We start from the raw sequence: 26,117 nt of genomic DNA, 5'->3' as shown, positions 1-26,117 counted from the left end.
ATGTATCAATGTTTCGTGAAATCCAATGATTGCAATTTTTGCTGCCAACGTTTTACAGATGCAATGAGCTGTTCGGTTGGCGGATTATCTGTTTCCTCCAGTTGTTGTAAGAGTGATAAGAATGCATTTTTTACTTCCGTATATGCTGACTTCCCTTTCTCAACCTGCTCCATCGCTTTCCTGCTGCCTTCATAACAGATCATGGCATAACGATGCTGATCAGACAAATCTTTCAACGATGTAGTCACCCGCGGATCCATTTTTACCTGTAAAGGCTGCACATAACTGGTTCCGTTCACCGTGAGTGTAACCGTATAATTGCCGGGCATTACCCAGGGCGATCTGGGGTCAGGAGCTGTGTTACCATAAATAGCGGCGATGGGAAACGAAACCGGAATGGGTAACGGCGCATAATGCAGGTCCCAGGTAAAGCGATGCGCTCCTGCTGCGGTGCCCAGGCTTTCCTGCGGACGTATCCAATACAAAGGAATGTTCACTGCCGGCAATGCATAAGGTTGATCGCTGTTACTGAATTTTCTCACCGATTTTCCGTTGGCATCTTTTATTTCCAGCGTAACGGCGCTAGCCGATTCCTCCAGGAAATAATCAATGATGGCGCCATCTGGCGGGTTTTGTCCGGCCGGCTCTTCCTGTGGCAAAGGTGTATCCGTATTCATGTTCCAGCGCACACGGATGGCTTTTTGCGGGCGGAACAAAACAGTCTTTGCTGCGGTTGTTTTTTGTGCAGCCAGTTGCCGCAGCGAACTGATGTTGTCGAGTATCCAGAAAGAACGGCCATGGGTGCCTGCTACGATATCATCGTCTTTGATCACCAGGTCGCGGATGGAAGTAGCCGGCATGTTTAATCGCAGCGGTTGCCATTGTTCACCATCGTTGAACGATACATAAACAGCCGTCTCAGAACCGGCGAATAACAATCCTTTCTGGTAAGGATCTTCCCGTACCACATTGATAGGATCATTGGGCAACCCGTTCACGATCTCTTTCCAGCTAACGCCATTGTCGTTTGTTTTATAAATATGCGGATGCATATCATCGAGCCTGATCCTGTTCACGGCTGCATACGCTGTGCCCTTATCAAAATGACCGGCATCCATCAATGAGATCTTGCTCCATGAATCAATGGCAGTGGGCGTTACATTCTTCCATGTCTTGCCGCCATCGCGGGTGAGTTGTATCAGTCCATCGTCTGTGCCACACCAGATGGCGTTGCTGTCTTTGGGTGATGGCGCTACTGTGTAGATCACTCCCCTGCGTGGCATTTTTTTCAGCTCATCTGTGGTGAAGATGCCTACGCTGGCGGGGATATCCCAGGTGCTTCTTGTTAAATCGGGACTGATGGCTGACCAGGAATGCCCGCCGTTATTGGTTTTGAACAACACATTGCCGGCAAAGAAGAGTGTTTTCGGATCAATGGGTGAAAAAAGAACCGGCGCCGTTCGCAGGAAACGGTACTTACCGCTGCGCACTGCTTCGGGTGCGATGTTCTGTACCTGGCCTGTACGTTTATTATACTTTGTGATCTTTCCTCCGTAAATAATATCGGGGTTTAGCGGATCGGCGGCTACATAACCATATTCTTCTACTCCCACCGGATGCCATTCACGGAATGTAACCTGTCCGTCGTTACCGCGGGATGCAATACCTACAGAACCGCTTTCCTGTTGCCCTCCATATACGTTATACGGGAATGCATTATCGGTACTCACATGATAGAACTGTGCAGTAGGTTGATTATACCAGGATGAAAAAGTTTCACCACCGTTAACGGTAATGATGGCGCCCTGGTCAGATGCAATGAGCATGATATTGGTATGCTCGGGATCTATCCATATACGATGGTAATCATCTCCGCCCGGTGCGCCCCTGAAATCTTTCCAGGTATTGCCACCATCGGCAGACCGCCATACCACTACATTGGCTGTATACACGATATCTGCATTTTTAGGATCGGCCTTTACTTCTGCAAAATCGCTTCCACGGCCCCAATACCTTCCGTCGTTGCTGATGCTTGTCCAGCTTTCTCCTGCATCATCACTTCTATACATTCCTCCATACTGGCCTGCATCTACTGTTGCATACATGCGATTGGGATTGCTGGGCGCAATGCAAAAACCAATACGTCCCAATCCCTGCTCTACCGTAGGCAACCCTTTGGTGAGATGGCTCCATGTGTTACCGCCATCAGCAGATTTATACAATCCGCTACCCGGACCATTCCAGGCGCCGTTCTCCCACGGGCCCTGGCGGCCGGCCCACAAATCGGCATAAACAATATTCGGATGTTGCGGATCAATAGCTACCTGTATGGCGCCTGTGTTCTCATCTTTATACAATACCTGTTGCCAGGTCTTGCCGCCATCGGTAGTGCGGTATACGCCGCGTTCTTTATTAGGCCCATAGGGATGTCCCAACATGGCTACAAACACACGGTTGGGGTCATGCGGATCAATGGCAAGACCACCTACCTGTTGTCCTTCACTCAATCCCAGGCGTGTCCATGTTTTACCGGCATCGGTCGATTTATAAATACCGTTACCTACCGAAAGATCGGGTCTTTGCAAGCCTTCACCACTTCCTACATAAATGATGTTGGGATCGGAAGGAGCTACTGCCACATCACCGATAGAACCTGTAGACTGCTGATCGAAAAGCGGAACCCATGTGCGGCCATAATCTGTGGTCTTCCACACGCCGCCATTGTTCACCCCAATGTAAAAAGTACCAGGCTGCTGCGGCACACCTGCTGCACCTACGGTGCGGCCACCGCGGTGCGGACCAATCATCCTCCATTTCAATGCCTGTAAATAACCTGACGGGGTGGTTTGTGCAAAAGAAAGAAAAGCCGGCAATCCTAACGTTGCCAGCAAAATAATTCGAAGGTATTTCATCCGTGCATTTTTAAGCTACTACTGTCTTTACCATTCTGGAAGCGATCAACGAAAATAAGCCCAATATCAATCCGGAAACAACACCAATAACCGGTCCTACAACCAGCATCATTACACGGGGATTCTGACCGGGCATTCTTGTATTCATGTCCCTTAACATATCGGCATGATTGGCCATATAGGTATCGTACAAGATCAGGTGTACAGCGATGATCCATACACAATTAAAAATACTCACCATAAAACCATGCAGGAAATACTTTTCATTGCACCGTTTCGCAATGAGGTAAGCACAGATGACGAAAATTACCAGCCAGAAAAAAGGTTCTATATTTTGGGATATCCAATAAACTGTAGCAATGGCCATTGCAAGTCCAAATAAAGAAAGTCTGAATATAAGTTTCCAGTTCATAAGAAAGGATTTAGTTAATAGTAAAATGTATTGAGAAAAGTACACTAAAAAATTAACTATATCTATTAAATGAACCTTATTTCTCCTGGAATGAGCTGGCTGTGCGTCTTTTTACGACCTCCGGCGGATCAGGTAGTCGACACTCCATTTGCCTGGGCCATAAATCAGCAGCGTCAGGAGCATAATAATATAGTAGAGAGGTATCTCAAAACCGTTATCGGCTGCTTCAAAGCCATTGGTCCAGTGTACTGTTTTGATGGCTACCAGCATGGTAATCACCAACGGTATAACAATCAGCCGCGTTCCCAGTCCCAGTACGAGTAACACTACACCCAGCGCTTCCGTGCCTGCCGCCAGGTAAGCATTGAATGCAGGTGCCGGTATACCAATGCTGCCAAACCAATCAATTACACTATTGATATCTTTCCATTTCATTTTGGCCGGTCCGTAAAAACCGTAGGCCAGCACCAGCCTCAATAAGAGCAGGGGTGCAGCAGCTGATTTTTCAAGATGACCAACCAGTGAATGGTATTTTGTTGAGATAGACATATAGGGTGTTTAAAAAATGATCAATTCTTGCGCTAAGGCGCTTTTAAAAAAAAGGTGAATGGCCTGCCTTTCGCTTTCTGAAGAAACGATACCATAATCTTTCTCCAGCGTTTCCAGCAGTTCGTCAATAGTAGCTGGTGCCTCTTCCAGTAAAGAGAGCATGATGGCGAATGCAGGCGAGAGATCGGTGAAGATCACCGTACCAGCTGTATTCCGGTGTGCCGCCAGGAAATAATTCCCTTTATCTGCGGTTGTAATATCATGCGCCGGTTTAAGATGCACCGGGTATTGAAATGAAAACAACTGATGCTCGGGATTGATGACCAGCTTGCCGGTTTCCAATGAACAGGTTGCTATCGGCTCTTCTCTCCTGTCTTCCATCATGAACAACTCCACTTCGGCCCATTCAAAACACAAGAGCTCTTCAAGGAAAGGATATTTTTCCAGGAGCGGATGTTTTACCGTTACCAAGTATTGGTAAAATTCTTTGGGCATGTACCATACCTGTGGCGACTGGCAGGGGTGATGGGTGAAGAATTCATTCACCAGGTGCTTCCATTCAGTTGCACCAAGTAAAGCGTGCGTCAACGGATAAGCATTCTGCAGCATATCATCTACCACATTGTACACAAGTCTCCTGTAATGACTGATGTGTTCGTTCCGGATACCGGGAATAAGCTCCAGTTGCCCGCTGCGGCAAAAACCGGCCAGGGCCGATTGGTACCGGCGGGTAGTATCATGCAGTAACATAGGTGGGTTGTTTTAAAGCGGCTGTTTTGATGGTATTCAGCCTGTTTATTTCTTCCTGTAGCTCTTCCAGTTCAGGAATATTGAAATCTCTTTCGAGTAATACCGGCACATCCCTGCCAAGCCTGCGCATGGTATAATCGAACAAGTTATAAACAGGATCGATGATGGCTTCGCCATGCGTGTCGATGATCAATGTATCGGATACCTGCTCGTGTCCGGCCATGTGTATATACCGTACACGTTCCATCGGCAGTTGATCGATGAATGCTTTGGCATCGTAACGATGGTTGAAGCTGTTCACATAAACATTGTTCACATCCAGCAACAGATCGCAATCGGCTGCTTCCAATATAGCATTGATAAAATCAATCTCGGAGAGTTCAGGTGCAACCGGACTGTAATAACTCACGATCTCGATGGCCATTTTTCTTTCCAGCAAATCCTGTACTGTTTTGATACGTTCCGATACATGCGCTACGGCATCGGAAGTGAAAGGGATGGGTAATAGATCGTACAAATGTGCGTTATCGCATTTGGCATAGCTGAGGTGTTCCGAATAAACAAGGGCTCCGGTGGATGCCAGGAATTGTTTCAGCTTCTTCAGGAATGCAAAATCAAGTTCATCCGGACTGCCGATCGAAAGCGACAATCCATGCGTAAAGAGGGGATATTTTTCGAGGGCTTCCCGGAATTTCTTGTTCCAGAAACCACCCACTCCCATCCAGTTCTCCGGTGCCACTTCAATAAAAGCAGGTTGCAATGTGCTGCTTTGGAGGAAAGCTTCGGCGAAGTCTTTCCTGTATCCTATTCCTACCATATCCATTGTTTTAAAAGTGAGGAATAAGGACAGGCTACCACCGTAACCCGTCCTTACCGGAAAGGATTACATGTCGGATTTTGTTTTTCCGCTCTTGTCCTTGGTCTTGTCGGCCTTTTTGCCATCTTTCTTGTGGCCACCACATTTGCCTTCGCCGCACTTACCTTCTCCACATTTTCCGTCCTTTCCTTTTTTACCCATGGTTGAATCGGCTTTCCCTTTCTCACCGCATTTCAATTCCAGGCTCCTGCTAACAGCAGTACGGCTGAGCAGGTTACCCCTTACCGCTTCTCCTGAGCCCATATTGTTGTAGTGAAAGGTTCCGGCAGCATTGGCTGCAATACCTGATACGGCAATCATGGCTCCTGCGAGGATAGAGCCGGCTACGATGTTTCTTTTCTTTTCCATTGTTTGGATGGTTTTAGTTTAAAAAATGATGCATTTGCAGGAATAGTCTGCGCATTCTTTAAAACCTGACAATGGAGTAAAAAATTTTTTTTGGGGAGATTTACAAACGTTCGATGATGCGTTCCTTCAATTCATCGTTTTGCAGTTGGGGAACATTTTCTTCCTGGTGATGATCATGGAGGTGGTGATGCAGGAACCGGTCAATCAGTCTGCTCTGCTTATCATAAGTAGTACACGCATCACAAAGGCCTTTATGCATGAACAGCCTGATCCTTTCTATCCAGGACAGGCCCATAACCGACCGTTTATCGATCAGCTCCGTTGCTTTCCTGCATGAGTATAAGATGATGTGCATTATCTTTTTCATTCCCCTCTTTTAAACCAGTTGTGCTCCAGGCATTTTCTCAATTGCAACTTTGCACGATGCAGTATTTGCCAGAAGTTAGTCGGCGCAATTTGCAATTCCTGACAAATCAGTTCGCCTTTTTTTTCTTCCAGGTATTTTAATTGCACAGCAGCCAGCCAGGTTGCCGGAAGTTTGTGCATGCATTGCCGCAATACTTTGGTGAAATCCATATCATCCAGCAGGTGTCCCTGCTCATCTCCCCATTGCTGCGGCCGTTCTTTTTTCACCCACGATCCTTCTTCATCAAAAAAGCTTTCCAGCAGGGCATTACCGGCCCGTTCCTGTTCCACCTGTTCCGTAACAGCAGCACGCTTGTATTGCTGCCGGTAATGATCGGCGATCTTGTGATTGAGGATGCCCAGCAGCCAGGTCCTGGCATCAATTCCTTTAAAAGAGAGCAGCGACTGGCAGGCGGCCAGGAAGGTTTCCTGCACAAGGTCTTCTGCTGTCTCTTTATTATCGGTTTTGTAGAAGGCCCAGGAATACAGGTCATCTGTATACCTCTTCACCCACTCTTTGACCGTATTTGCCGGGTTGGCGGAATCTGTCATACTTATTTCTTCACTTTTACGGGGAAAGGCGGCCGTTGGGGCGCTTCCTGCGGATGCTGTTGCAATTCTTTCATGGCTACTTCAATCGCTTTCTGCAGTTGCGGGTCGTTGCCTTTAATCACTTCCGAAGGCGTTTGTTCCACTTCTATATCGGGCGCCACACCTACGTTCTCTACCACAAACCCGTCTTTGGTCCAGATACCCACATTCGGCGCTGTTACGCCACCGCCATCCATGAATTCGGGGAAACCGAGAATACCTACCAGTCCACCCCAGGTGCGTTTGCCCACTAAGGTACCCACTTTGAATTTGCGGAACATCCAGGGCAGCATATCACCACCCGAGCCGGCTGTTTCATCGATCAACATTACTTTGGGGCCTTGTATGGAAGCACTGGGACTTTTGAGGTCATTGCCATACCGTGTGTGCCAGTACGCCTGTAAAGGTCTTTGCAAGATGTCGATGTAATAATCGGCCAACTGTCCGCCGCCATTGAAACGCTCATCAATGATGATGGCTTTTTTATTGGCCTGGGGAAAGAAATAACGTTTGAAGTATTCAAAGCCCAATCCGGCGGTGTTAGGTACATATACATAAGCTACCTGACCTTTGGTTGCTTCTTCTACTTTCTTCAGGTTACCTTCCACCCAATCCCTGTTGCGCAGGTCGGTCTCGTTTTCCACCGGCACTACTTTTACCGTGCGAGAGCCGGTGTAATCAGGGTTCGGGCCAATGGTCAGCGTAACGATCTTCCCGGCGGTTGCTTCAAAAAACTGGAAAATATTTTCTGCCGCTGTTACGTCTTTTCCGTTCACTGCTAAAATGTATTCTCCTGTTTTCGCATTTACACCCGGTTCGGTGAGCGGTGAACGGAGGTTGGGGTTCCAGTTGAGTCCGCCATATATTTTTTTGAGCTGGTAACGGTTGTTGGCAATGGCAAAATCGGCGCCCAGTAATCCGCCGCTAACGGCAGCCGGATTCATTCTTCTTTCACCAAACGCGGTGAGCCGGTGGTGACCTATCGCCAGTTCACTGCACATCCATTGTATGAGGGTATTCAGGTCGCTGCGGCAGGAAAGATCAGGCAGAAATTGCGCGTATTTCTTTTTGGTAGCTGCCCAGTCAACGCCGTGCATGCCGGGATCGTAAAAATAATCGCGGTTGATGCGCCATGCTTCATCGAATATCTGCGGCCATTCTGCTAACGGATCAAACTTCACCTGCAGGTCAGCGGTATTGAGCAGGCCTTTTCCAGGTTCCGGCTTATCGCCCGTGGGTGCGATACCCCAGGCGCCGCTTTTGTTATACAGCATTTTCTTGCCATCGGCAGCAATGATGTATCCGTCGAGTTCCATCACCTCATTGTCTTTTCTTTTTTTGATATCGTACTTGTGCAGCATACCAGCACCTCCATCATAGCCATATACTACATACAACAATTCTCCTTCTTTGCCCATACCCAAACCGCGGTAATTACCAGCTTTCAGGGGAATATCGATGGTACGCTCCTGGATGCCATCCAGGTCAATGCGGAAAGGATCGGCTGTTTTTTTTCCGGCTTTGGCAGTGTCCTGGCCTTTTGTTTCTTCATCGCTTTCTTTGGCAAAAGGTGAAATGGTTTCTTTCTGTAAAGTCAGCAGGTAGATAGAGTTGGTAGAGCGGGTATCGTTGTTCGATTGATCGAACCAGTTCACGCCCGGACCAGCATCAGTAGAAGCAAAGAAAAACAGGTATTTGCCACCACGGTCGAAAATGGGTTCCGATACATCACTCAATCCATCGCTTATGGGGAAAGATTTGTTCTGGTCAACCGAATAAAGGATCGCTTTTTTGAAGAAGGTGCCGGTTACTTTGGTATACACCAGCCATTTGGAATCGGGCGACCAATCGCCGAACTGCTCGCGGAAAGCACCGGGTACATACAATTCATCTGCATCGATCTTCTGTTGGTTACCGGTGGCAACATCCAGCAAATAGAGATTCCTTCCATTGTCTGCAAAACAAATTTTCTTACTGTCGGGCGACCAGTGTATGTTGGCATAGAAGCCGGTCCTATTCAATTTCAGTACCCTGGCGGTTCCTGATCCATCCTGCGGTTTAATATGCAGTGTGTATTCACCGGAAGCATCTGAGAAATAAGCAATAGATTTCCCATCGGGCGACCAGGCAGGATATTTTTCATGTGCATTATCGGTTTGGGTAATGTTGCGCGCGTCTCCTTTCTCAGCGGGCACAGTCAGTATCTCACCCCTGAAATCAAAAACAGCCCTGTTACCCGAAGGGGAAATATCGGCGCTGCGTATATACCGGCCACCTTTTGCAAAACGCTGGCGCAATTCCAGCAGATCTGCTGCAATGCCTACGGTGATGTCTTTAGGTGCATTGGCAGCGAGATCGAAATGGTGCAGGTAACCGGCTTGTTCAAATACGATCTTTCCATTTCCGGCAGATGAATGTATAATAGGAAAATCTTTGTACGCAGTTAATTGTTTGATCTCTTTCGTAGCAATCGTGTAAGCGTACAAATTGAACTCCCCGTTGCGATCACTCAGGAAATAAATTTTATCTTCTATCCACATGGGCTCTGTATCGTTACAGCCCTCCTCGGGTTGCGGAATTTTAACGACAGACTTATTGCCAAAAGAAAAGATAGAAATAGTGGAAATGGTTCCTCCACGGTAATGTTTCCATTGACGAAATGCTTCATACAAGGGTGTATAAGCCATATACTTCCCATCAGGTGAATATGTAGCATGGTAAGCGTTGGGAATTTCCAGTTGTGTTGGGTAGCCACCTGTAACCGGGACTGTAAAGAGTTGGGCATATCGATTGGTGAATACGGAACGTCTTGAAATAAACAATACATTTTTTCCATCAGGCGTGAATCCCCTTACAATATCTATTCCTGGATGCCAGGTAAGGCGTTTGGGAACACCGCCTTCCACCGGAACCACATACACATCTGTATTACCATCGTATTGTGCGCTGAAAGCGATCAGCTTGCCATCGGGCGAGAACACCGGGTTAGACTCGATGCCTTCATCTACGGTAAGCCTTCTCGGTTGTGAACCATCGAGATTGGCCACCCAAAGATCTTCTGCATAAATAAAAGCGATGTGGTTGGCGCTGATCGCGGGCTGCGACAGCATGCGTGTGTTGTGCGTATCAATCGCAAATAATGAAACGGGTAATAATAACAGGCATGCCCAGAATGGAAATAATTGTTTAGTCAATTTCATATGTATTGATTAAGACAGGTAAAAACAGGAAGACAATTCATAAATATAAATATCCTCGGCGATATTGCAAAGATGCCGGTGGCTAATGATTTATAAATGAACAGGGGGATTGAAATTTCAATCCCCCTGTTCATTTACTCTCCTAATGAGTTAATGTTGTAACAATACCTGTATAGTTTCCTCTGAATATTCTTTCAGGTTTTTTTCTGTAACTATTTTCTTCGGGGTATCTGCCAGTTCCAGTAAACCAATAGCATTTTCATACGACTTGTATAAACGCTTGTCTTGTGGTTTTGAAATAATAAAATCAAACCGATAATTATGTTCTGTAGCGTGTCCTTTCAGAAGATTCAGGTAACTCAGATTAAGCAATGATTTATCCTGGATTGCTTTCTCCTCTGACAAGTCGAAGCTCAATGGTTTTACAAGATTGGTGGAACAATGATTTAAACAGTCATATCGACCATGCTCCCAGATATTAAATATGCATTAAATTCGTTTTATTACCTTTTGAAGTAGTATTTAATTCTTACAAAAGAATCGAGCTTCTATTGAGCCTCTTTCGTTTGTCCTGCAAAGAAACAGGTAATGTAAACCGTATCTCATTTATAGATATGCCACAGATAAGCTATGCATTATAACATATGTTATCCATAGCTTATCTATGGGATATCTATGGCTTATCCATGGGACATCCTAGGATGAAATACGAAGGAAATAAGGAGCACATTCGGGAAAGAGATAGTACATAAATACAGATTGAAGCCCGCCACCAATAACCCGGCAAACGTATTGTTGCAACTATTTTATTAAGCCTATCTTCAAAAAAACAACAGAATTCACACATTCCTTTGCTGCAAATTGTATTTGTAGTGAAGGAATTGTACGTATTTGTTGCTGCTTTATTTGTGTGGACTTTGCCGGTTGATGGTCAGTCTGTGCACGCCAATGCCGGCTCTGTTAAGATCAGCGGAAGAGTTGTTGACGCCCAGGGTAAGCAGGGCATTGAATATGTCACCATCAGCCTGGTCAATAACAGTACCCAAAAAACCATAGATGGTTGTGTGAGCGATCAGAAAGGGAACTTCCTTTTACCGAAAGTAAACAGGGGCACATACAAGATTGTTGTTCAATTCATCGGCTACCAGGATATTACGCAAGTGGTACAAGCCAACAACGACCTGCAATTGGGTGATATGGCCATGGTCAAGAAGTCCACTACATTGGGTGATGTTACCGTACAAAGCACCCGCCAGCTTATTGTAAACAAGATCGACAAACTAATATACAATGTAGAAAAAGACATCACCGCCCAGAGAGGTGTGGCCACCGACGCACTGAAAAAAATCCCCCAGGTAACTGTAGATGCCGATGGCAATGTAGAGTTACTGGGCAATCCCAGTATCCGCTTCCTGATTGATGGAAAACCTTCATCTATATTTGGCAACAGTGTTGCCGATGCACTTCAGTCCATTCCCAGCAGCCAGATACAAAGCATCGAAGTCATTACCAGCCCATCTGCCAAATATGAATCGGCAGGCACCGGCGGCATCATTAACATCATCCTGAAAAAAAGTAAAGTTGAGGGCATGAATGCCAGCATCAATCTTTCTGCAGGAACCCGACTTGAAAACGGCAGCCTCAATGCCAACTGGAAGAAACACAACATTGGCATCAATGCCTATTACAGTGGTAATGCACAATTGAACTCGCAAACACCTAATGGTATGGACCGCTATACCACTACTGCTTCCGGCAACAGAAGATTGCTGCAGCAAAGCGCCCCCGATTTCAGCCGGGATGGTTATAAAACAGGAATCGGGTTCAATTGGGATCTTTCGAAAAGAGATCAGATCGCCAGCGCTTTCGGATACAACCACTTCGGCAACAAAGGCGATGGTCTCATTAACCAGGCATCTATCACCTATGATCTTGCAGGAAATGAAATCTCCCGCATCAACAGCCTGCGTAATTTTGAAAATCATTTTTCTGTAAACGCTTTTGATAACAGCCTTTCTTACAGGCATAGATTCAAAAAAGAAAATCAGGAACTGGAAATCGCTTATGAAGGAAGTTATAGTGATAACAACACTTATTATAGGCAATCGCAGTTCTATCAGAAAAACGATACAGCTTTCGCAGGCTCACATAGTCTCAATCCAGGCAAAGAGAATGAAGTGGCTTTTTCGGTTAACTACACGCATCCATTAGGAGAAGATGCACAACTGGAAACCGGGTTCCGGACCAGTTTTGAATCGATCATCAGTAATGCCGATGTATATGTACTCAATGGCTACACCGGTCTGTATGCCAAGGATAATGTTCAGTCTTATACTTCCGATTTCCGCAGAACTGTTTATGCAGGGTATGCAGTGGCCAGTTTCCCGATGTTCCATAAATTCCTTCAAATAAAGGCGGGCACCCGTTTTGAATATACCGTGAACAGAGCCACTTATTCCAATTCAGGTGTAGCGACTATTCCTGATTATCACAATCTGGCTCCTTCCCTGATCATTTCACACTTACTGGGAAATAACCAGACCATCAAATTCGCTTATGCTTACCGCATCGAACGGCCGGATTACCGTGACCTAAATCCTTTCATGAACCTCAGCGATCCGCATAATATCACAACAGGGAATCCCAACCTGCAACCAGAGATCGGGCAGAATTTCCAACTGGGGTATAACAAATCATTCGACAACGGCACTAATATAGATATTGTATTGTACTGCCAACGCAATAGTCCCGATATCAAACCTTATATCACTTATTATCCTTCGTACAAGATCGGCGATTCTGTTTACAATGATGTTACCGTTACCACACGTGCCGATATCAGCGCCGAAGTGAGAACAGGTATCAACATAGCGCTTTCACTTCCGTTTGGTAAAAAATTGACTGTGCGACCCAACCTGATGTTGTTCAACCGTTACCTGAAGAACATCAATGCCGATCCGAAAACCCTGAACAGTTTCGGATTCAGAACCAATTTAAACGCCACTTATGTCATCAGCAACCAGTTAACGGCTGAGATTTTCGGCAATTATTATATGGGGATGAAATGGCAGGGTAAACAACCTTCCGCCTATTCATATACTGCGGCAGTCCGCAAGCAATTGTTCCACAATAAAGGAAGCGTAGGGATAGTGATCGTCAATGCTTTCAATCAATATATCCACCAGGTATATTATTCACTGGCGCCGAATCTCTTTACCAATAATTACCGCGATCTGCCCTACCGGTCTTTTGGCATCAGCTTCATGTACAAAATAGGTAAACTGAAATTCACCAAGACCAAAGAACAGGACAATTACCTGTATTCCGCACCTTCAGAAAATTAAACAGGATTATGCTTGCAGGCTCCTGCTGATGCTGTATTCTAATCCACGCAGTTCGGCCAGTCCACGCAAACGGCCAATGGCACTGTAACCCGGGTAGGTAGTTTTTTGGAGGTCATCGAGCATCTGGTGCCCGTGGTCGGGGCGCATGGGAATGCTGCATTGTTTTCTGCGCATCAGCAGCACGATCTCTTTTACGATCTCGTACATGTCTGCATCGCCTGCCAGGTGATCGGCTTCGTAGAAATTTCCTTTCTCGTCGCGCTTGGTATTGCGTAAATGGAGAAAATGTATGTGATCACCGAATTCTCGGATCATCGCAGCCAGGTCATTGTCGGCACGCGCGCCATACGATCCCGTACAGAAACAGAGTCCGTTCGCAGCTGAAGGTGCGGCCTGTAAAATTTCCCGCACATCCTGCGCGGTACTTACCACGCGGGGCAGGCCCAGGATCGGGTAAGGCGGATCATCGGGATGGATAGCCATCTGCAAGCCACATTCCCCGGCAATGGGAATAACCTCTTGCAGGAAGTAGAACAAATGCTGTTTCAGTTTTTTCGCATCGATGTGTTCATAAGTTTGCAGCGCAGCCAGTATCTGTTCTACCGTGAAACGGTCTTTACTGCCGGGCAATCCCAGCAAGACATTCGTGTACAGTCTTTCCTTATCTGCATCGCTCATAGTTTCAAATCGGGCTTTGGCTTCTTTGATCTGCGATGCGGTGTACTCTTTTTCGGCGCCAGGTCTTTTCAACAGGAAAAGATCGAAGGCCATGAAAGCCGCTTTTTCAAAATATAATGCTTTGCTTCCGTCCGGCATCCGGTAGTCCACATCGGTGCGCATCCAGTCCAGTATGGGCATGAAATTATAGGTCACCACTTTCAGTCCGCACAAAGCAATATTGCGCAGGCTCTGTTTGTAGTTTTCTATATGCAGGGCATAAATCCCAGATTGTTTTTTGATCTCTTCGCTCACCGGCAGGCTCTCGATCACCGTCCAGCTCATACCGGCGGCTTCTATCAGTGCTTTGCGTTGATTGATCTCTTCGATGCTCCAGATATCACCCACCGGTATATGATGCAGGGCCGTTACCACGCCGGTGCAGCCGGCCTGTCGGATATCCGAAAGACTTACGGGGTCATCCGGACCGAACCACCGCATTGTTTGTTCCATTTGCATTGTATCTCTTCTCTTTCTAAGATCTCATTAAATAAAACGGTTGATGAGGTTTTCTATCCACTCCTGTTTACCGCTGGTGATGGCCGGCTCTCCCTGCTCAATAGCATAGGCACGCAGGTCTTCCAGTGACAACTTACCTTCTTCGTATGCTTTTCCTTTGCCACTGTCGTAGCTGGCATAACGTGTTGCGCGGAATTTTTTATAATCTGATTGCCGGAGGATGGCATCTGCCACGAGCAGGGCCCTTGCAAAAGCATCCATGCCGCCTATATGTGCGTGGAACAGGTCTTCGGCGTCGGTAGAGTTACGACGAATCTTCGCATCGAAGTTGATACCGCCGCCTGCGAAGCCACCCGCTTCCAGTATAATAAGCATGGCTTCTGTAAGCTCGTTGATATTGTTGGGGAACTGGTCTGTATCCCATCCGTTCTGGTAATCGCCGCGGTTAGCATCCATGCTGCCCAGCAAGCCGGCATCGGCTGCTACCTGCAGTTCATGCGCGAAGGTGTGGCCGGCCAGGGTGGCATGGTTTACTTCGATATTCAGTTTGAAATCACCCAGCAGATCGTACTGGCGCAGGAATCCGATCACCGTTTCACAATCGTAATCGTATTGGTGCTTGGTGGGTTCGCAAGGTTTGGGTTCGATGAAGAAAGTACCCTTGAAGCCGTTCCTTCTTGCATAATCTTTTGCAGTATGCAGGAAACGCGCCAGGTGTTCTTTTTCCCTTTTCATGTTGGTGTTCAGCAGGCTCATATAGCCTTCGCGACCTCCCCAGAATACATAATTCTCGCCACCCAATTCAATGGTAGCATCGAGCGCCGCTTTTACTTGTGCAGCAGCATGCGACAGTACATGAAAATCGGGATTGGTGGCGGCGCCGTTCATATAGCGCCTGTTGGAGAAGAGGTTGGCAGTGCCCCACAGGAGTTTCACACCAGTAGCCGCTTGCTTTTGTTTGGCATAGGCTACCACCTGTTGCAGGCGTTTTTCATTGTCTGCTACATCGTTGGTGAAATCCACCACATCCACATCATGAAAGCAATAATAAGGTATACCCATCTTGGTGATGAATTCAAACGCCGCGTCCATTTTCTTTTTAGCTCTTGCTACGGCATCGGGTTCTTTATCCCAGGAAAACAAATGGGTAGGTTCTCCAAAAGGGTCAGCGCCGCTGCCACAGAATGAATGCCAGTAAGCACAAGCAAACCGCAAATGATCTTTCATCGTTTTACCGGCTACTATTTTATTTTCATCATACCAGCGAAATGCAAAAGGGTTATCGCTTCCGGTTCCTTCATATTTCACTTTGTCAATGCCTGCAAAAAACTCGTTCATGTTTATTAATTTTTTATTGATGATTGATATGATTGTTCAGGTGTTGTTTCCATACCTGGTAATAATCGTTGTACTGTTCTGCATCCGTTACTTCTATCCTTTTCACCGGTTTCATATAAGCCGATGCTTCGCCTGCGGTAAAAGCACCCACACCGATCCCCGCTCCCAGCGCCGATCCGCAACTGCCATCATTCTCATACAATTCAACCGGTATACCTGTGGTGTTTACAAAACTGGAAGCGAATACATCACTCAAAAACATATTAGCATGGCCAGCCCTAATCACAGTAGGCCGTATACTGTTCTCCTGCATGATCTCAAGTCCGTAACGGAAAGCATGCGCTACACCTTCCAGTCCCGCCCGGTATATATGCGCAGCCGTATGATTGTTGAAGTCAAGCCCAGCGAGTTGAGCGCCGATCATTTGGTTGTTGAGCATCCGCTCTGCGCCGTTACCAAAAGGCAGGAAAAAAAGCCCGTCGCTGCCGGCGGGAACTTCTTCGATGCCGCGGTTCAGATCGGCATAACTTGTTTTACCCGCACTCAATGAACGCACCCAACTACTGGTAATGCCCGCGCCATTGATGCAAAGCAACACACCAATCCGTTGCTGTTCGCTTGTGTGGTTAACGTGCGCAAAACTGTTGATGCGCGAGAGTGGATCTGCCGCCAGTTCATTGGTTACGCCGTAGATCACACCCGACGTGCCGGCATTGGCCGCTACCTCACCCGGCTCCATCACGTGCAGCGACAGTGCATTATTGGGTTGATCACCGGCCTTATAAGTAACAGGGATACCGGGTTTCAGCGAGAGCAACGATGCAGCTGCAGCCGTTACCCTTCCATGATCACTGAACACATTTTTTACTTCCGGAATGAATGCAGGATCGAACCCGAAATATTCCATCAGTGCAGTTGAAATACCATGTTCTTTGAAATTCCAGAACATGCCTTCAGATAAAGCCGCGGGTGTAGTGGTAAGAGTACCCGTCAGTTTCATAGCGATGAAATCTCCCGGCAGCATCACTTTATTGATCCGCTTGTACACTTGTGGTTCATGCTCTTTTACCCAGGCCAATTTGGAAGCTGTGAAATTACCGGGTGAGTTAAGCAGTGTAGAAAGGCAGTTGTTCTCACCCAGTGCTTTGAATGCCGCATCGCCGTATGGAACAGCGCGACTATCACACCAGATGATGCTGTTGCGGATGGATTGCTGCTCACTATCTACGAGTACCAGTCCGTGCATCTGGTAAGCGATGCCAATAGCTTCGATGCCTTCGGGATTGTATTTGCCCGAGGCATGCAGGCGCTGAATGGCCAACTGCGTATATTCCCACCATTGATCGGGCGGCTGCTCTGCCCATCCATGCTTCAATGAAATGATCTTCGCTTCCGTATCGGGGTAAGCGGCTGTTGCAATGCATTGGAAAGTCCGGGTATCCACTACCGAGACCTTGACTGAAGAAGTGCCTATATCTATTCCTAATAACATATTTCGTATGGCTGCCTGGTAAAGTTAGGCCGGCAAAATAACAAGTTTTTCAATTAATGCAACCGATTACATAAAATTTATCGCAAAAAAACTATTTTAGCCTTATAATTTATAATGAAAACGATTGTATGAATCCAGGTAAGGAAGTGACTATATATGATATAGCCAAAAAGCTGAACATTTCTCCTGCAACTGTCAGCCGGGGGCTGCAGGACAACCCCGCCATCAGCAAAAAAACCCGGAAGCGCATATTCGATATGGCCCATGAACTGGGTTACCGTACCAATCATTACGCCCGCAACCTGCGGCAGAGCCAGACCAATACCATCGGCGTGCTGGTGCATGAACTGAACAGTAATTTCATCACTTCCGTACTGGCAGGTATAGAAAAAGTAACTACCGAAGCCGGGTACGACCTCCTCATCGCCCACTCATCTGAAAGCGCCGTTAAAGAGGCCGCCAATGCCAGGAACCTTTTCCACAAAAGGGTAGACGGACTTATCGCATCTCTTGCATTCGATACCACTTCGCTCGATCATTTCAAACCCTTTAAAGAAAAAGGGGTTCCGCTGATCTTTTTTGACCGGGTGGAGCAGGATGGCGACAATACCGTTGTGATCATCGACAATGCCAAATGCGGTTATATTGCCACGCAGCATTTGATAGAGCAAGGCTGCAAGAAGATCGTTCACGTTACCGCCAGCCTGAAACGGAATGTGTATGCGCAGCGTTATAAAGGCTTCCGCGATGCGCTCCATGATCATGGATTGAAATTCGATGAATCGCAATTGATCGTGAACGATCTCAGTGAGAAAGCGGGCGTTGAAGCGGCGCTCAGGATGCTTAAGATGAAACCCATGGCCGACGGCATTTTTATTACCAATGATTTTGTATCGGCTGTCTGCATGCGCACACTCAAAGAAAACGGCTTACGCATTCCGCAAGACATTGCAGTAGTAGGTTTCAACAACGATGCCATCGGCAACCTCATTGAGCCGGCGCTCACCACCATCAACTACCCAGGTATCGATATGGGCGAGATCGCTGCGCGGAACCTCATCAATCATTTAAAAGGTATCAGCGACATACACCAAACCAATACCATCATTGTTCGTTCCGAATTGATCATCAGGAAATCATCTCTCCGTAAACCAGTATAAATATCATTTCACAGATGTCAACAGCACAACAAAACAAAATAGCCATTGTAACAGGCGGTGGGTCGGGCATTGGCCTGGCCATTGCGAACAAACTGGTCCGGCACCAGGTGCATACCATTATTGTAGGGCGTGACGAAGAAAAACTCGCTGCCGCCAAAGCGCAATTGGGCGGACTGTGCAGCACTTATTCCTGCGACCTCAGTGAGCTCTCTGCCATACCAAACCTTATAGCAAATATTATTGCCGCTTATGGCCGGATAGACATATTGGTGAACAATGCAGGCATCAACATGAAAAAAGAATTCACCGAAGTAAGCGATGAAGATTTCGAGCGGATCATTCGTACCAACCTCACCGCGGTATTTGCGCTTTCGCGTGAGGTGGTGAAGCAAATGCTGAACAATTCACATGGTGGCTCTATTGTGAACATCAGCTCCATGGCTTCTCAATATGGTATTCCCAAAGTGATCGCCTATACCGCATCCAAATCGGCCATCGAAGGCATGACAAGGGCTATGGCTACTGAACTGTCGCCCAAAGGCATCAGGGTGAATTGCGTGGCGCCCGGTTTTATTGCAACCGATATGTCGGCCAAAGCACTGAACAACGATCCTGAAAGAAAAGCGAAAGCACTGGGCCGTACCCCGATGGGTGTATTGGGGCAGCCCGCAGATATAGGCGATGCGGTAGCATTTCTTGCTTCTGATGCCGCACAATATATCACCGGCGTGGTATTGCCGGTAGACGGGGGCAATTCAATTGGGTTTTAAATCATACTGCAGATGAAAAAATTCATTCCCGCTCTTTTTCTATTGCTGTCTGCTGCTCCCTTGCCGGCACAGGTAGTGAGCAGCGCTGCCCAGCACCCCAATGATTTCGTTATTGTTTCTCATAACCAGCAAGCGGTTATTGCGGTAGACGCGTCAGACGATGCCCTGGTGTTAAAGGCCGCTACGTTGTTGCAGCAGGACATAGAAGCTGTTACCGGGAAAAAATTATCCATCGTTCACAATAACACGGGCGCAGCTCCTGTCATTATCATCGGCAGTTTGCAGCATTCTGCATTGGTGCAACAGTTGGTGAAGGAAAAGAAAATACAGGCCGATAGCCTGCAACAACAGTGGGAAGGTTATCGTGTACAAGTAGTAAATAACCGCACACTGGTGATCACGGGAAGCGATCGCAGGGGTACGGCTTATGGTGTATTGGAATTGTCGAAACAGATAGGTGTTTCTCCCTGGTACTGGTGGGCCGATGTGCCGGTGCAAAAAAAGGCAGCGCTTTTCTTTCCTGCGCACGCTTTACTGGCCGATGCACCCAAAGTAAAATATCGCGGCATTTTCATCAACGACGAAGCGCCGGCATTGAGTAGCTGGAGCAAAGAAAAATTCGGCGGCTTCAACCATCTTTTTTATGAAAAGGTTTTTGAACTCATCCTGCGCCTCAAAGGCAATTATATATGGCCTGCTATGTGGGGCAATGCTTTTTACGACGACGACAGCCTGAACATCCGCGCTGCTGAACAATACGGCATTGTGATTGGCACTACGCACCACGAACCGCTCATGCGTGCGCATGTGGAGTGGAGGCGTTATGGCAAAGGATTATGGAACTACGACAGCAATGCTACCGTGCTGACCGACTTCTGGAGAAAAGGCATGCAACGCGCTACCAATGAAAAGATCGTTAGCGTTGGCATGCGGGGCGATGGTGATATGCCCATGGCCCAGGGCACTGCCATCAGCCTGCTCGAAAGGATCGTGAGCGATCAGCGGAAGATCATTGCGGAAGTAACAGGCAAACCCCTATCGGCCACACCACAATTATGGGCTTTGTATAAAGAAGTGCAGGACTACTACGATAAAGGCATGCGCGTACCCGACGATATTACCCTGCTGCTCTGCGATGACAACTGGGGCAATATCCGCAAACTTCCCAGGCTTACAGATGCACCCCGTAGTGGCGGATATGGCATCTATTATCATTTCGATTATGTGGGTGATCCCAGGAATTACAAATGGATCAATACCAACAATATTGCAAGGGTATGGGAACAAATGCACCTGGCCTATGAATATGGCGTGAAGAATATTTGGGTGGTGAATGTGGGTGATATCAAGCCCATGGAATTTCCTATTTCGTTTTTTCTCGACTATGCCTGGAACCCGCATGCCTGGAATGAAGACAACCTGTCTTCTTATTATACTTCATGGTCTGCCGGGCAATTCGGACAACAGCAGGGAGTCGCCATCGGCAAACTCATCAATGCCTACAGCCGTTATGCCGCACGCATCAAACCTGAATTACTCGATGCCAGCACATACAGTCCCACGTATTATAACGAAGCCGACAGAATAACCAAAGTTTGGGATGAATTGCAACAACAGGCAGAAGCCATCGGCCGTCAATTGCCCGGCAGCTATAAAGATGCTTTCTTCCAATTAGTACTCCATCCCATCAAAGCTTATGGTAACCTGCAACATTTGTATACAGCCGTGGCTAAAAACAAATTCTATGCGGCGCAACAAGACACTGCTGCCAATCATTGGGCTGCCAAAGCAAAACAACTATACGAAAACGATTCACTTATTACACTGGAATACCATGCACTGCATAACCACAAGTGGAACCATATGATGGACCAGACCCATATCGGTTATACTTACTGGCAGCAGCCCAGGGTAAACAAAATACCGGCGCTGGCTTATGTAGCTGAGCAAGGCGCCCATCCCACAACACCAGTTGCTAAAGACCGGGTAGCGAGCACTCCAAACAGCCATGTGCCCAACCTGTTCTACGAAAAGAACGGTTATGTTTCCATAGAAGCAGCTCACTGGACCAGTGCGCATAACCATTCATCCGTTCAATGGAAAGTGATACCGGATATCGGCCGGAGCGGATCGGGCATCGGTACTTTCCCTGTAACGGTTGCTGTTCCTTTTACCAATACTAGTCCGCACGTAGATTATACATTTTACACTTACAGCAACGGCCCCTGCAAACTGCACCTGTATTTTTCTCCTACGCTGAATTTCCATAACGATGAAGGGTTGCAGTTCGCGGTATCGGTTGACCAGCAACCTCCCGTAGTAGTATCGTTGAACAAAGACGACAGCGATGTGCGCACCTGGTCGAAATGGGTGGCCAACAACACCATTGAAAAAATAGTGGAACAGCAGTTGAACAATCCTGGCAGGCATACGCTTCAATACTGGATGATCTCCCCTGCTGTGGTACTGCAAAAAATAGTGATCGATTGCGGCGGCATGGAACAGAGTTATCTCGGTCCGCCTGAAACAAAAAAATAAATACGAACGATGCCTGCGAAATCACTTGCCTGCCCGGCAATACTCTTCCTGTTGAGCGCTGCAATTACTCAAATCAATGCACAGGTAACACTGCCTGCCCTGCTGAGAGACAGTATGGTACTTCAACGCGACCAGCCCATTCATATTTGGGGATGGGCTTCCCCCGGCGAAAAAATTACGTTGCGTTTCAACAACAATCATGTCAATACCGTTGCCTCTTCAGTTGGCAAATGGTCTGTCAACCTGCCGGCAACCAAAGCAGGCGGTCCGTATACCTTGCAAATCGATGCCAGCAACCATCTCTTACTAAAAGACATCCTCGTAGGTGATGTATGGATTTGCTCCGGACAATCTAATATGGTATTACCCATGGAAAGGGTGAAATACAGATATGTCGATGAAATCAAACAGGTGCACAATAGTTCCATCCGGCAATTCTTTGTACCTACGCTTCCCGAATTGCAATCGCCCAGAGAAAACCTGCCACCTGGTCACTGGAAGGCTGCAGCCGGTGCAGACCTGCTCAGCTTTTCTGCTGTAGCTTATTTTTTTGCGAAAGAAATTTACGAACACCAGCATATACCCATCGGATTGATCAATGCCAGTGTGGGCGGCGCTCCTGCCGAAGCATTCATCAGTGAGGAAGGATTGCAGCCTTTCAGTCATTTGTTGCACACCGTGCAACAGAACAAAGACACTGCTTTCATCAATACACATTTGCGCGCAGTAGCGGCTTATGAACAACGCAGACCTAAACCGAGCGACAAAGGATTGAGTGATGCCGTTAAATGGTATGACCCCGCTTATATTCCCAAGGGATGGCATACCATTACCATTCCCGGCTACTGGGAAGACCAGGGCGTAAGAGAGTTGGATGGCATCGTGTGGTATCGCAAAGAGATCAATGTACCTGCATCCATGACCGGTATGCCGGCCAGGATCAGTATGGGGCGTGTGGTGGACGCCGATTTCATGTACGTGAACGGACAATTGGTTGGCAATACCACTTATCAATATCCACCGCGGAATTATGATTTGCCGGCGGGATTGTTGAAGCCCGGCAAAAACCTGATCATGATCCGGGTTATCAACTACAATGGCAAAGGTGGTTTTGTACCCGACAAGCATTATTTCCTGCAAGCAGGCGAACAGCAACTGGATCTCGCCGGTGAATGGTTGTACAAAGTAGGTGATGCGTTCTTGCCGCAAAAAGATGCAGTTGTACCCATGACCATGCAATACCAGCCCACTGCTTTATACAACGGCATGATAGCACCACTCGTTGGTTATACCATCAAAGGTTTTCTCTGGTACCAGGGAGAAGCCAACGCTTTTCGTCCTGCAGAGTATGCCAGCTTATTACCGGCCATGATCCACGACTGGCGAAGCAGGTGGAGGCAAGGCGAACTGCCTTTCATCTATGCACAGCTTCCCAATTTCATGGACGTATCTTATCTTCCTTCCGAAAGCCAGTGGGCCACATTGCGTGAATCGCAATTGAAAACGCTGTCAGTACCGCATACCGGCATGGCAGTGACCATTGACCTGGGTGAATGGAACGATATTCACCCATTGAACAAATCAGAGGCAGGCAGACGACTGGCCCTTGTTGCGCGCCACGATGTATATGGCGAAAACAAACTTGTGTATAGCGGCCCGCTGTATGCATCGGACAGTATCAACGGCAACAGGATCATCATTCGTTTTCATCATACCGGCAGTGGTCTCACTACCAACGACAGTGAAGCGCCCCATCATTTTGCTGTTGCCGGCGCCGATAAAAAATTCGTGTGGGCTCAGGCACGCATAGAAGGTAACACTGTAATCGTGTGGAACAATGCCATCTCGCAACCTTTGTATGTACGTTATGCATGGGCCGATAACCCCGATGGGGCCAACTTATACAACAAAGAGGGATTGCCCGCATCCCCTTTCCGTACCGATATTATTCAATCAATACCTCCAACCCCAAAAAACGTATTGGGAAACCGTTAATTTTTAAACCTCATCAACGATGAAGCATCACATCAATTACTCATTTAAAAGCCTGCTATCAGGTTTATTTTTCCTGTTTGCGTCTCTTGCCTGCGCTCAGGATCATTATCCCTTTCAAAATCCATCGCTCAGTTTTGAACAACGTGTGAACGACCTGGTATCACGCCTTACCCTGGAAGAAAAAGTGGCGCAGATGCAGAACACCACACCCGGTATTGCGCGGCTGGGTATTCCTGCCTATGATTGGTGGAATGAAGTATTACATGGTGTGGCGAGAACACCTTATAAAGTAACGGTGTACCCGCAGGCGATTGCTATGGCAGCTACATTTGATACCGGTTCCATCAAACAAATGGCGGAGTATGCTGCTATGGAAGGAAGGGCCATTTACAATCAATCCATAAAAGATGGCAAGCAGGGCAAACGTTATACGGGGCTTACTTACTGGACACCCAACATCAATATATTCCGCGATCCGCGATGGGGTCGTGGACAGGAGACCTATGGTGAAGATCCTTTTCTCACCGCAACGATGGGTAAAGCTTTTGTGCAGGGCTTGCAAGGTCATGACGCCAAATACTTGCTGGCCGCCGCCTGTGCCAAGCACTATGCAGTGCACAGCGGTCCGGAACCCAGCAGGCATTCTTTTGATGTGTCTCCTTCTGATTATGATCTCTGGAACACTTACCTGCCTGCTTTCAAAACATTAGTGGTTGACGCGAAAGTAGCAGGCGTGATGTGTGCATACAATGCTTTCAGAACACAGCCTTGCTGCGGCAGCGACCCGTTGATGACGGATATCCTGCGCAACCGCTGGCAGTTCACCGGCTACGTAACTTCCGACTGCGGCGCCATCGACGATTTCTTCAACTATCACAAAACACATCCCAATGCCGAAAGCGCAGCAGCTGATGCATTGCTGCACGGAACCGATGTAGATTGTGGCAATGTAGCTTACAAAAAACTGTTGCAGGCAGTAAAAGACAAACTGATCACCGAACAACAAATCGATGTTTCTTTGAAGCGTTTGTTCATGATCCGTTTCAGATTGGGTTTCTTCGACCCCGCGGCTTCTGTTCCTTATGGCAATGTACCGGAGTCGGAACTGGAAAGCCCGGCGCACATAGCGCATTCATTGAAAATGGCGCGGCAGTCCATCGTGTTGCTGAAGAACGATCAACATACTTTGCCGCTCAGCAAGCACATTCATAAAATTGCAGTGCTGGGTCCCAATGCCGATAATGCCAATGCGCTATTGGGTAATTATAACGGCACGCCTTCCGAGATCATCACCGTATTACACGGCATCAAAAACAAATTACCCAATGCCGAAGTGGTGTATGAGAAAGCCGTCAATCATACCGACGATTCCCTGCAAGTAGAAGAAGGTGGTAAAACGCGCCTGGTGAAGACAGATATTGCAGCCCTGACTGATAAAGTAAAAGATGCGGATGTGATCGTTTTTGTCGGCGGCATCTCCCCGCAGTTGGAAGGAGAAGAGATGCGCGTGAACCATCCGGGTTTCAACGGTGGCGACCGTACCTCTATTTTATTACCGGCTGTACAAACCAATTTAATGAAAGCATTGAAAGCCACCGGCAAGCCTGTTGTTTTTGTGATGATGACCGGCAGTGCCATTGCCACCCCTTGGGAATCTGAAAACATCCCCGCCATTGTCAACGCATGGTATGGCGGACAATCGGCCGGCACCGCTGTTGCCGATGTGTTGTTTGGCGATTACAATCCATCCGGCAGGTTACCCGTTACCTTCTATAAGAGCGATAGCGACCTGCCTTCTTTCGATGATTATGCCATGACCAATCGCACTTACCGTTATTTTACCGGTAAACCTTTGTATGCATTCGGCTATGGTTTGAGTTATACCAATTTCCAGTATAGTAACCTTCAGATCATTACTTCCAAAGGCAACAAAACAGTTACTGTACATGCTACGGTGAAGAATACAGGAAGCAGAAGCGGAGAAGAAGTGGTTGAACTCTATGTATCCCACCATGCTGCACAACAAGATGCGATCCGCTCGCTAAAAGGGTTCCGCAGGGTTTCATTGAAAGCAGGCGAAAGCACTACTATTAGCTTCAAGCTCGGTACAGAAGAATTGTCTACCCGTGATAACAATGGCGCCTACCTTCCGTTCAAAGGCAATACACTGATCTCTGTTGGTGGTTGCCAACCCAGCGAGAGCAGTATCAAAAACAAGCAAACGATACAAGCTTCTATCAATCTGTAATCGAAACGTCAT

General features: G+C 47.3%; 19 protein-coding genes. 6 read left to right on the top strand and 13 right to left on the bottom strand.

The genetic code is table 11. The annotated features are described in order from the left end of the window. Positions 1-5: 5 nt before the first annotated feature. From SEDOR53_RS17420 to SEDOR53_RS0107440, 10 genes are all read right to left on the bottom strand, one after another. Positions 6-2,912 carry a glycoside hydrolase gene (locus tag SEDOR53_RS17420; protein WP_037360777.1) on the bottom strand — a complete coding sequence of 969 codons (2,907 nt, stop codon included), beginning with the start codon at positions 2,910-2,912 and terminating at the stop codon, positions 6-8. Positions 2,913-2,922: 10 nt separating this feature from the next. Then, on the bottom strand, positions 2,923-3,324 hold the full coding sequence (locus SEDOR53_RS0107480) for a hypothetical protein (protein WP_026769162.1): 402 nt from the start codon (positions 3,322-3,324) through the stop codon (positions 2,923-2,925). Between the two features lie 111 nt (positions 3,325-3,435). Continuing rightward, positions 3,436-3,873 carry a DoxX family protein gene (locus SEDOR53_RS0107475; RefSeq protein WP_084220396.1) on the bottom strand — a complete coding sequence of 146 codons (438 nt, stop codon included), beginning with the start codon at positions 3,871-3,873 and terminating at the stop codon, positions 3,436-3,438. Positions 3,874-3,882: 9 nt separating this feature from the next. Beyond that, on the bottom strand, positions 3,883-4,623 hold the full coding sequence (locus SEDOR53_RS0107470; protein ID WP_026769160.1) for a DUF2063 domain-containing protein: 741 nt from the start codon (positions 4,621-4,623) through the stop codon (positions 3,883-3,885). Continuing rightward, positions 4,610-5,440 carry a DUF692 domain-containing protein gene (locus SEDOR53_RS17415; RefSeq protein ID WP_037361796.1) on the bottom strand — a complete coding sequence of 277 codons (831 nt, stop codon included), beginning with the start codon at positions 5,438-5,440 and terminating at the stop codon, positions 4,610-4,612. Before SEDOR53_RS17415 ends, SEDOR53_RS0107470 begins: the two co-directional genes overlap by 14 nt. Positions 5,441-5,506: 66 nt before the next feature. Continuing rightward, on the bottom strand, positions 5,507-5,848 hold the full coding sequence (locus tag SEDOR53_RS18525) for a hypothetical protein (RefSeq protein WP_026769159.1): 342 nt from the start codon (positions 5,846-5,848) through the stop codon (positions 5,507-5,509). A gap of 100 nt (positions 5,849-5,948) precedes the next feature. After that, the gene (locus SEDOR53_RS17405; RefSeq protein WP_037360773.1) at positions 5,949-6,215 is read right to left on the bottom strand and encodes a hypothetical protein; all 267 of its coding nucleotides are present in this window, start codon (positions 6,213-6,215) and stop codon (positions 5,949-5,951) included. After that, entirely contained in the window at positions 6,212-6,805 is a 594-nt protein-coding gene (locus SEDOR53_RS0107450) for a sigma-70 family RNA polymerase sigma factor (RefSeq protein ID WP_026769158.1), read from the bottom strand. The genes SEDOR53_RS17405 and SEDOR53_RS0107450 overlap by 4 nt, the downstream gene beginning before the upstream one ends. A 2-nt stretch (positions 6,806-6,807) precedes the next feature. After that, positions 6,808-10,044, bottom strand: a complete 3,237-nt coding sequence (locus SEDOR53_RS0107445; RefSeq protein ID WP_026769157.1) for a S41 family peptidase — start codon at positions 10,042-10,044, stop codon at positions 6,808-6,810. Positions 10,045-10,194: 150 nt separating this feature from the next. Then, positions 10,195-10,449 (bottom strand): hypothetical protein, encoded by a 255-nt coding sequence (locus SEDOR53_RS0107440; protein ID WP_026769156.1) that lies wholly within the window; start codon positions 10,447-10,449, stop codon positions 10,195-10,197. Positions 10,450-10,895: 446 nt separating this feature from the next. On the opposite strand from SEDOR53_RS0107440, the gene SEDOR53_RS17400 reads away from it, so the two are divergent. Further along, positions 10,896-13,388, top strand: a complete 2,493-nt coding sequence (locus tag SEDOR53_RS17400) for a TonB-dependent receptor domain-containing protein (protein WP_051416544.1) — start codon at positions 10,896-10,898, stop codon at positions 13,386-13,388. A 6-nt stretch (positions 13,389-13,394) separates the two neighbouring features. On the opposite strand, the gene uxuA is transcribed toward SEDOR53_RS17400, so the two are convergent. Genes uxuA through SEDOR53_RS0107420 form a run of 3 tightly spaced genes read right to left on the bottom strand, consistent with a single transcriptional unit; the run spans position 13,395 to position 17,394 of the window. Further along, the gene (gene uxuA / locus SEDOR53_RS0107430; RefSeq protein ID WP_026769155.1) at positions 13,395-14,558 is read right to left on the bottom strand and encodes a mannonate dehydratase; all 1,164 of its coding nucleotides are present in this window, start codon (positions 14,556-14,558) and stop codon (positions 13,395-13,397) included. Between the two features lie 33 nt (positions 14,559-14,591). Beyond that, complete coding sequence (gene xylA / locus SEDOR53_RS0107425) at positions 14,592-15,902, bottom strand: xylose isomerase (protein ID WP_037360765.1); 1,311 nt, start codon at positions 15,900-15,902, stop codon at positions 14,592-14,594. A gap of 13 nt (positions 15,903-15,915) precedes the next feature. After that, complete coding sequence (locus SEDOR53_RS0107420; RefSeq protein ID WP_037360763.1) at positions 15,916-17,394, bottom strand: xylulokinase; 1,479 nt, start codon at positions 17,392-17,394, stop codon at positions 15,916-15,918. Positions 17,395-17,522: 128 nt separating this feature from the next. Between SEDOR53_RS0107420 and SEDOR53_RS0107415 the strand changes: the two genes are divergently transcribed. The 5 genes from SEDOR53_RS0107415 to SEDOR53_RS17390 are packed head-to-tail and all read left to right on the top strand — an operon-like array spanning position 17,523 to position 26,105. Next, positions 17,523-18,554 carry a LacI family DNA-binding transcriptional regulator gene (locus SEDOR53_RS0107415; protein WP_026769152.1) on the top strand — a complete coding sequence of 344 codons (1,032 nt, stop codon included), beginning with the start codon at positions 17,523-17,525 and terminating at the stop codon, positions 18,552-18,554. A 14-nt stretch (positions 18,555-18,568) separates the two neighbouring features. Continuing rightward, the gene (locus SEDOR53_RS0107410; RefSeq protein WP_026769151.1) at positions 18,569-19,324 is read left to right on the top strand and encodes an SDR family NAD(P)-dependent oxidoreductase; all 756 of its coding nucleotides are present in this window, start codon (positions 18,569-18,571) and stop codon (positions 19,322-19,324) included. Positions 19,325-19,336: 12 nt separating this feature from the next. Further along, positions 19,337-21,862, top strand: coding sequence for a glycosyl hydrolase 115 family protein (locus SEDOR53_RS0107405; protein WP_026769150.1), 2,526 nt, complete (start codon positions 19,337-19,339; stop codon positions 21,860-21,862). Positions 21,863-21,871: 9 nt separating this feature from the next. After that, complete coding sequence (locus tag SEDOR53_RS17395) at positions 21,872-23,857, top strand: sialate O-acetylesterase (RefSeq protein ID WP_051416543.1); 1,986 nt, start codon at positions 21,872-21,874, stop codon at positions 23,855-23,857. 19 nt (positions 23,858-23,876) lie between these two features. Continuing rightward, positions 23,877-26,105, top strand: coding sequence for a glycoside hydrolase family 3 C-terminal domain-containing protein (locus SEDOR53_RS17390; RefSeq protein WP_037360760.1), 2,229 nt, complete (start codon positions 23,877-23,879; stop codon positions 26,103-26,105). Positions 26,106-26,117 lie beyond the last annotated feature (12 nt).

Origin of the sequence: Asinibacterium sp. OR53, assembly GCF_000515315.1 — a bacterium.
In the GTDB taxonomy this organism is placed as follows: domain Bacteria; phylum Bacteroidota; class Bacteroidia; order Chitinophagales; family Chitinophagaceae; genus Sediminibacterium.
The sequence above is the reverse complement of the archived record's forward strand: the minus strand, read 5'-3'. Positions and strand labels throughout refer to the sequence as shown.

Bases quoted from the DNA above. Each gene is read 5' to 3' on its own strand.
- SEDOR53_RS0107420 (WP_037360763.1), bottom strand. From the start codon at position 17,394: ATGTTATTAGGAATAGATATAGGCACTTCTTCAGTCAAGGTCTCGGTA.
- SEDOR53_RS0107450 (WP_026769158.1), bottom strand. From the start codon at position 6,805: ATGACAGATTCCGCCAACCCGGCAAATACGGTCAAAGAGTGGGTGAAG.
- SEDOR53_RS17390 (WP_037360760.1), top strand. From the start codon at position 23,877: ATGAAGCATCACATCAATTACTCATTTAAAAGCCTGCTATCAGGTTTA.
- SEDOR53_RS18525 (WP_026769159.1), bottom strand. From the start codon at position 5,848: ATGGAAAAGAAAAGAAACATCGTAGCCGGCTCTATCCTCGCAGGAGCC.
- SEDOR53_RS17420 (WP_037360777.1), bottom strand. From the start codon at position 2,912: ATGAAATACCTTCGAATTATTTTGCTGGCAACGTTAGGATTGCCGGCT.
- SEDOR53_RS17395 (WP_051416543.1), top strand. From the start codon at position 21,872: ATGCCTGCGAAATCACTTGCCTGCCCGGCAATACTCTTCCTGTTGAGC.
- SEDOR53_RS0107470 (WP_026769160.1), bottom strand. From the start codon at position 4,623: ATGTTACTGCATGATACTACCCGCCGGTACCAATCGGCCCTGGCCGGT.
- SEDOR53_RS0107410 (WP_026769151.1), top strand. From the start codon at position 18,569: ATGTCAACAGCACAACAAAACAAAATAGCCATTGTAACAGGCGGTGGG.
- SEDOR53_RS17405 (WP_037360773.1), bottom strand. From the start codon at position 6,215: ATGAAAAAGATAATGCACATCATCTTATACTCATGCAGGAAAGCAACG.
- SEDOR53_RS0107415 (WP_026769152.1), top strand. From the start codon at position 17,523: ATGAATCCAGGTAAGGAAGTGACTATATATGATATAGCCAAAAAGCTG.
- SEDOR53_RS17415 (WP_037361796.1), bottom strand. From the start codon at position 5,440: ATGGTAGGAATAGGATACAGGAAAGACTTCGCCGAAGCTTTCCTCCAA.
- SEDOR53_RS0107475 (WP_084220396.1), bottom strand. From the start codon at position 3,873: ATGTCTATCTCAACAAAATACCATTCACTGGTTGGTCATCTTGAAAAA.
- SEDOR53_RS0107445 (WP_026769157.1), bottom strand. From the start codon at position 10,044: ATGAAATTGACTAAACAATTATTTCCATTCTGGGCATGCCTGTTATTA.
- xylA (WP_037360765.1), bottom strand. From the start codon at position 15,902: ATGAACGAGTTTTTTGCAGGCATTGACAAAGTGAAATATGAAGGAACC.
- uxuA (WP_026769155.1), bottom strand. From the start codon at position 14,558: ATGGAACAAACAATGCGGTGGTTCGGTCCGGATGACCCCGTAAGTCTT.
- SEDOR53_RS0107405 (WP_026769150.1), top strand. From the start codon at position 19,337: ATGAAAAAATTCATTCCCGCTCTTTTTCTATTGCTGTCTGCTGCTCCC.
- SEDOR53_RS0107480 (WP_026769162.1), bottom strand. From the start codon at position 3,324: ATGAACTGGAAACTTATATTCAGACTTTCTTTATTTGGACTTGCAATG.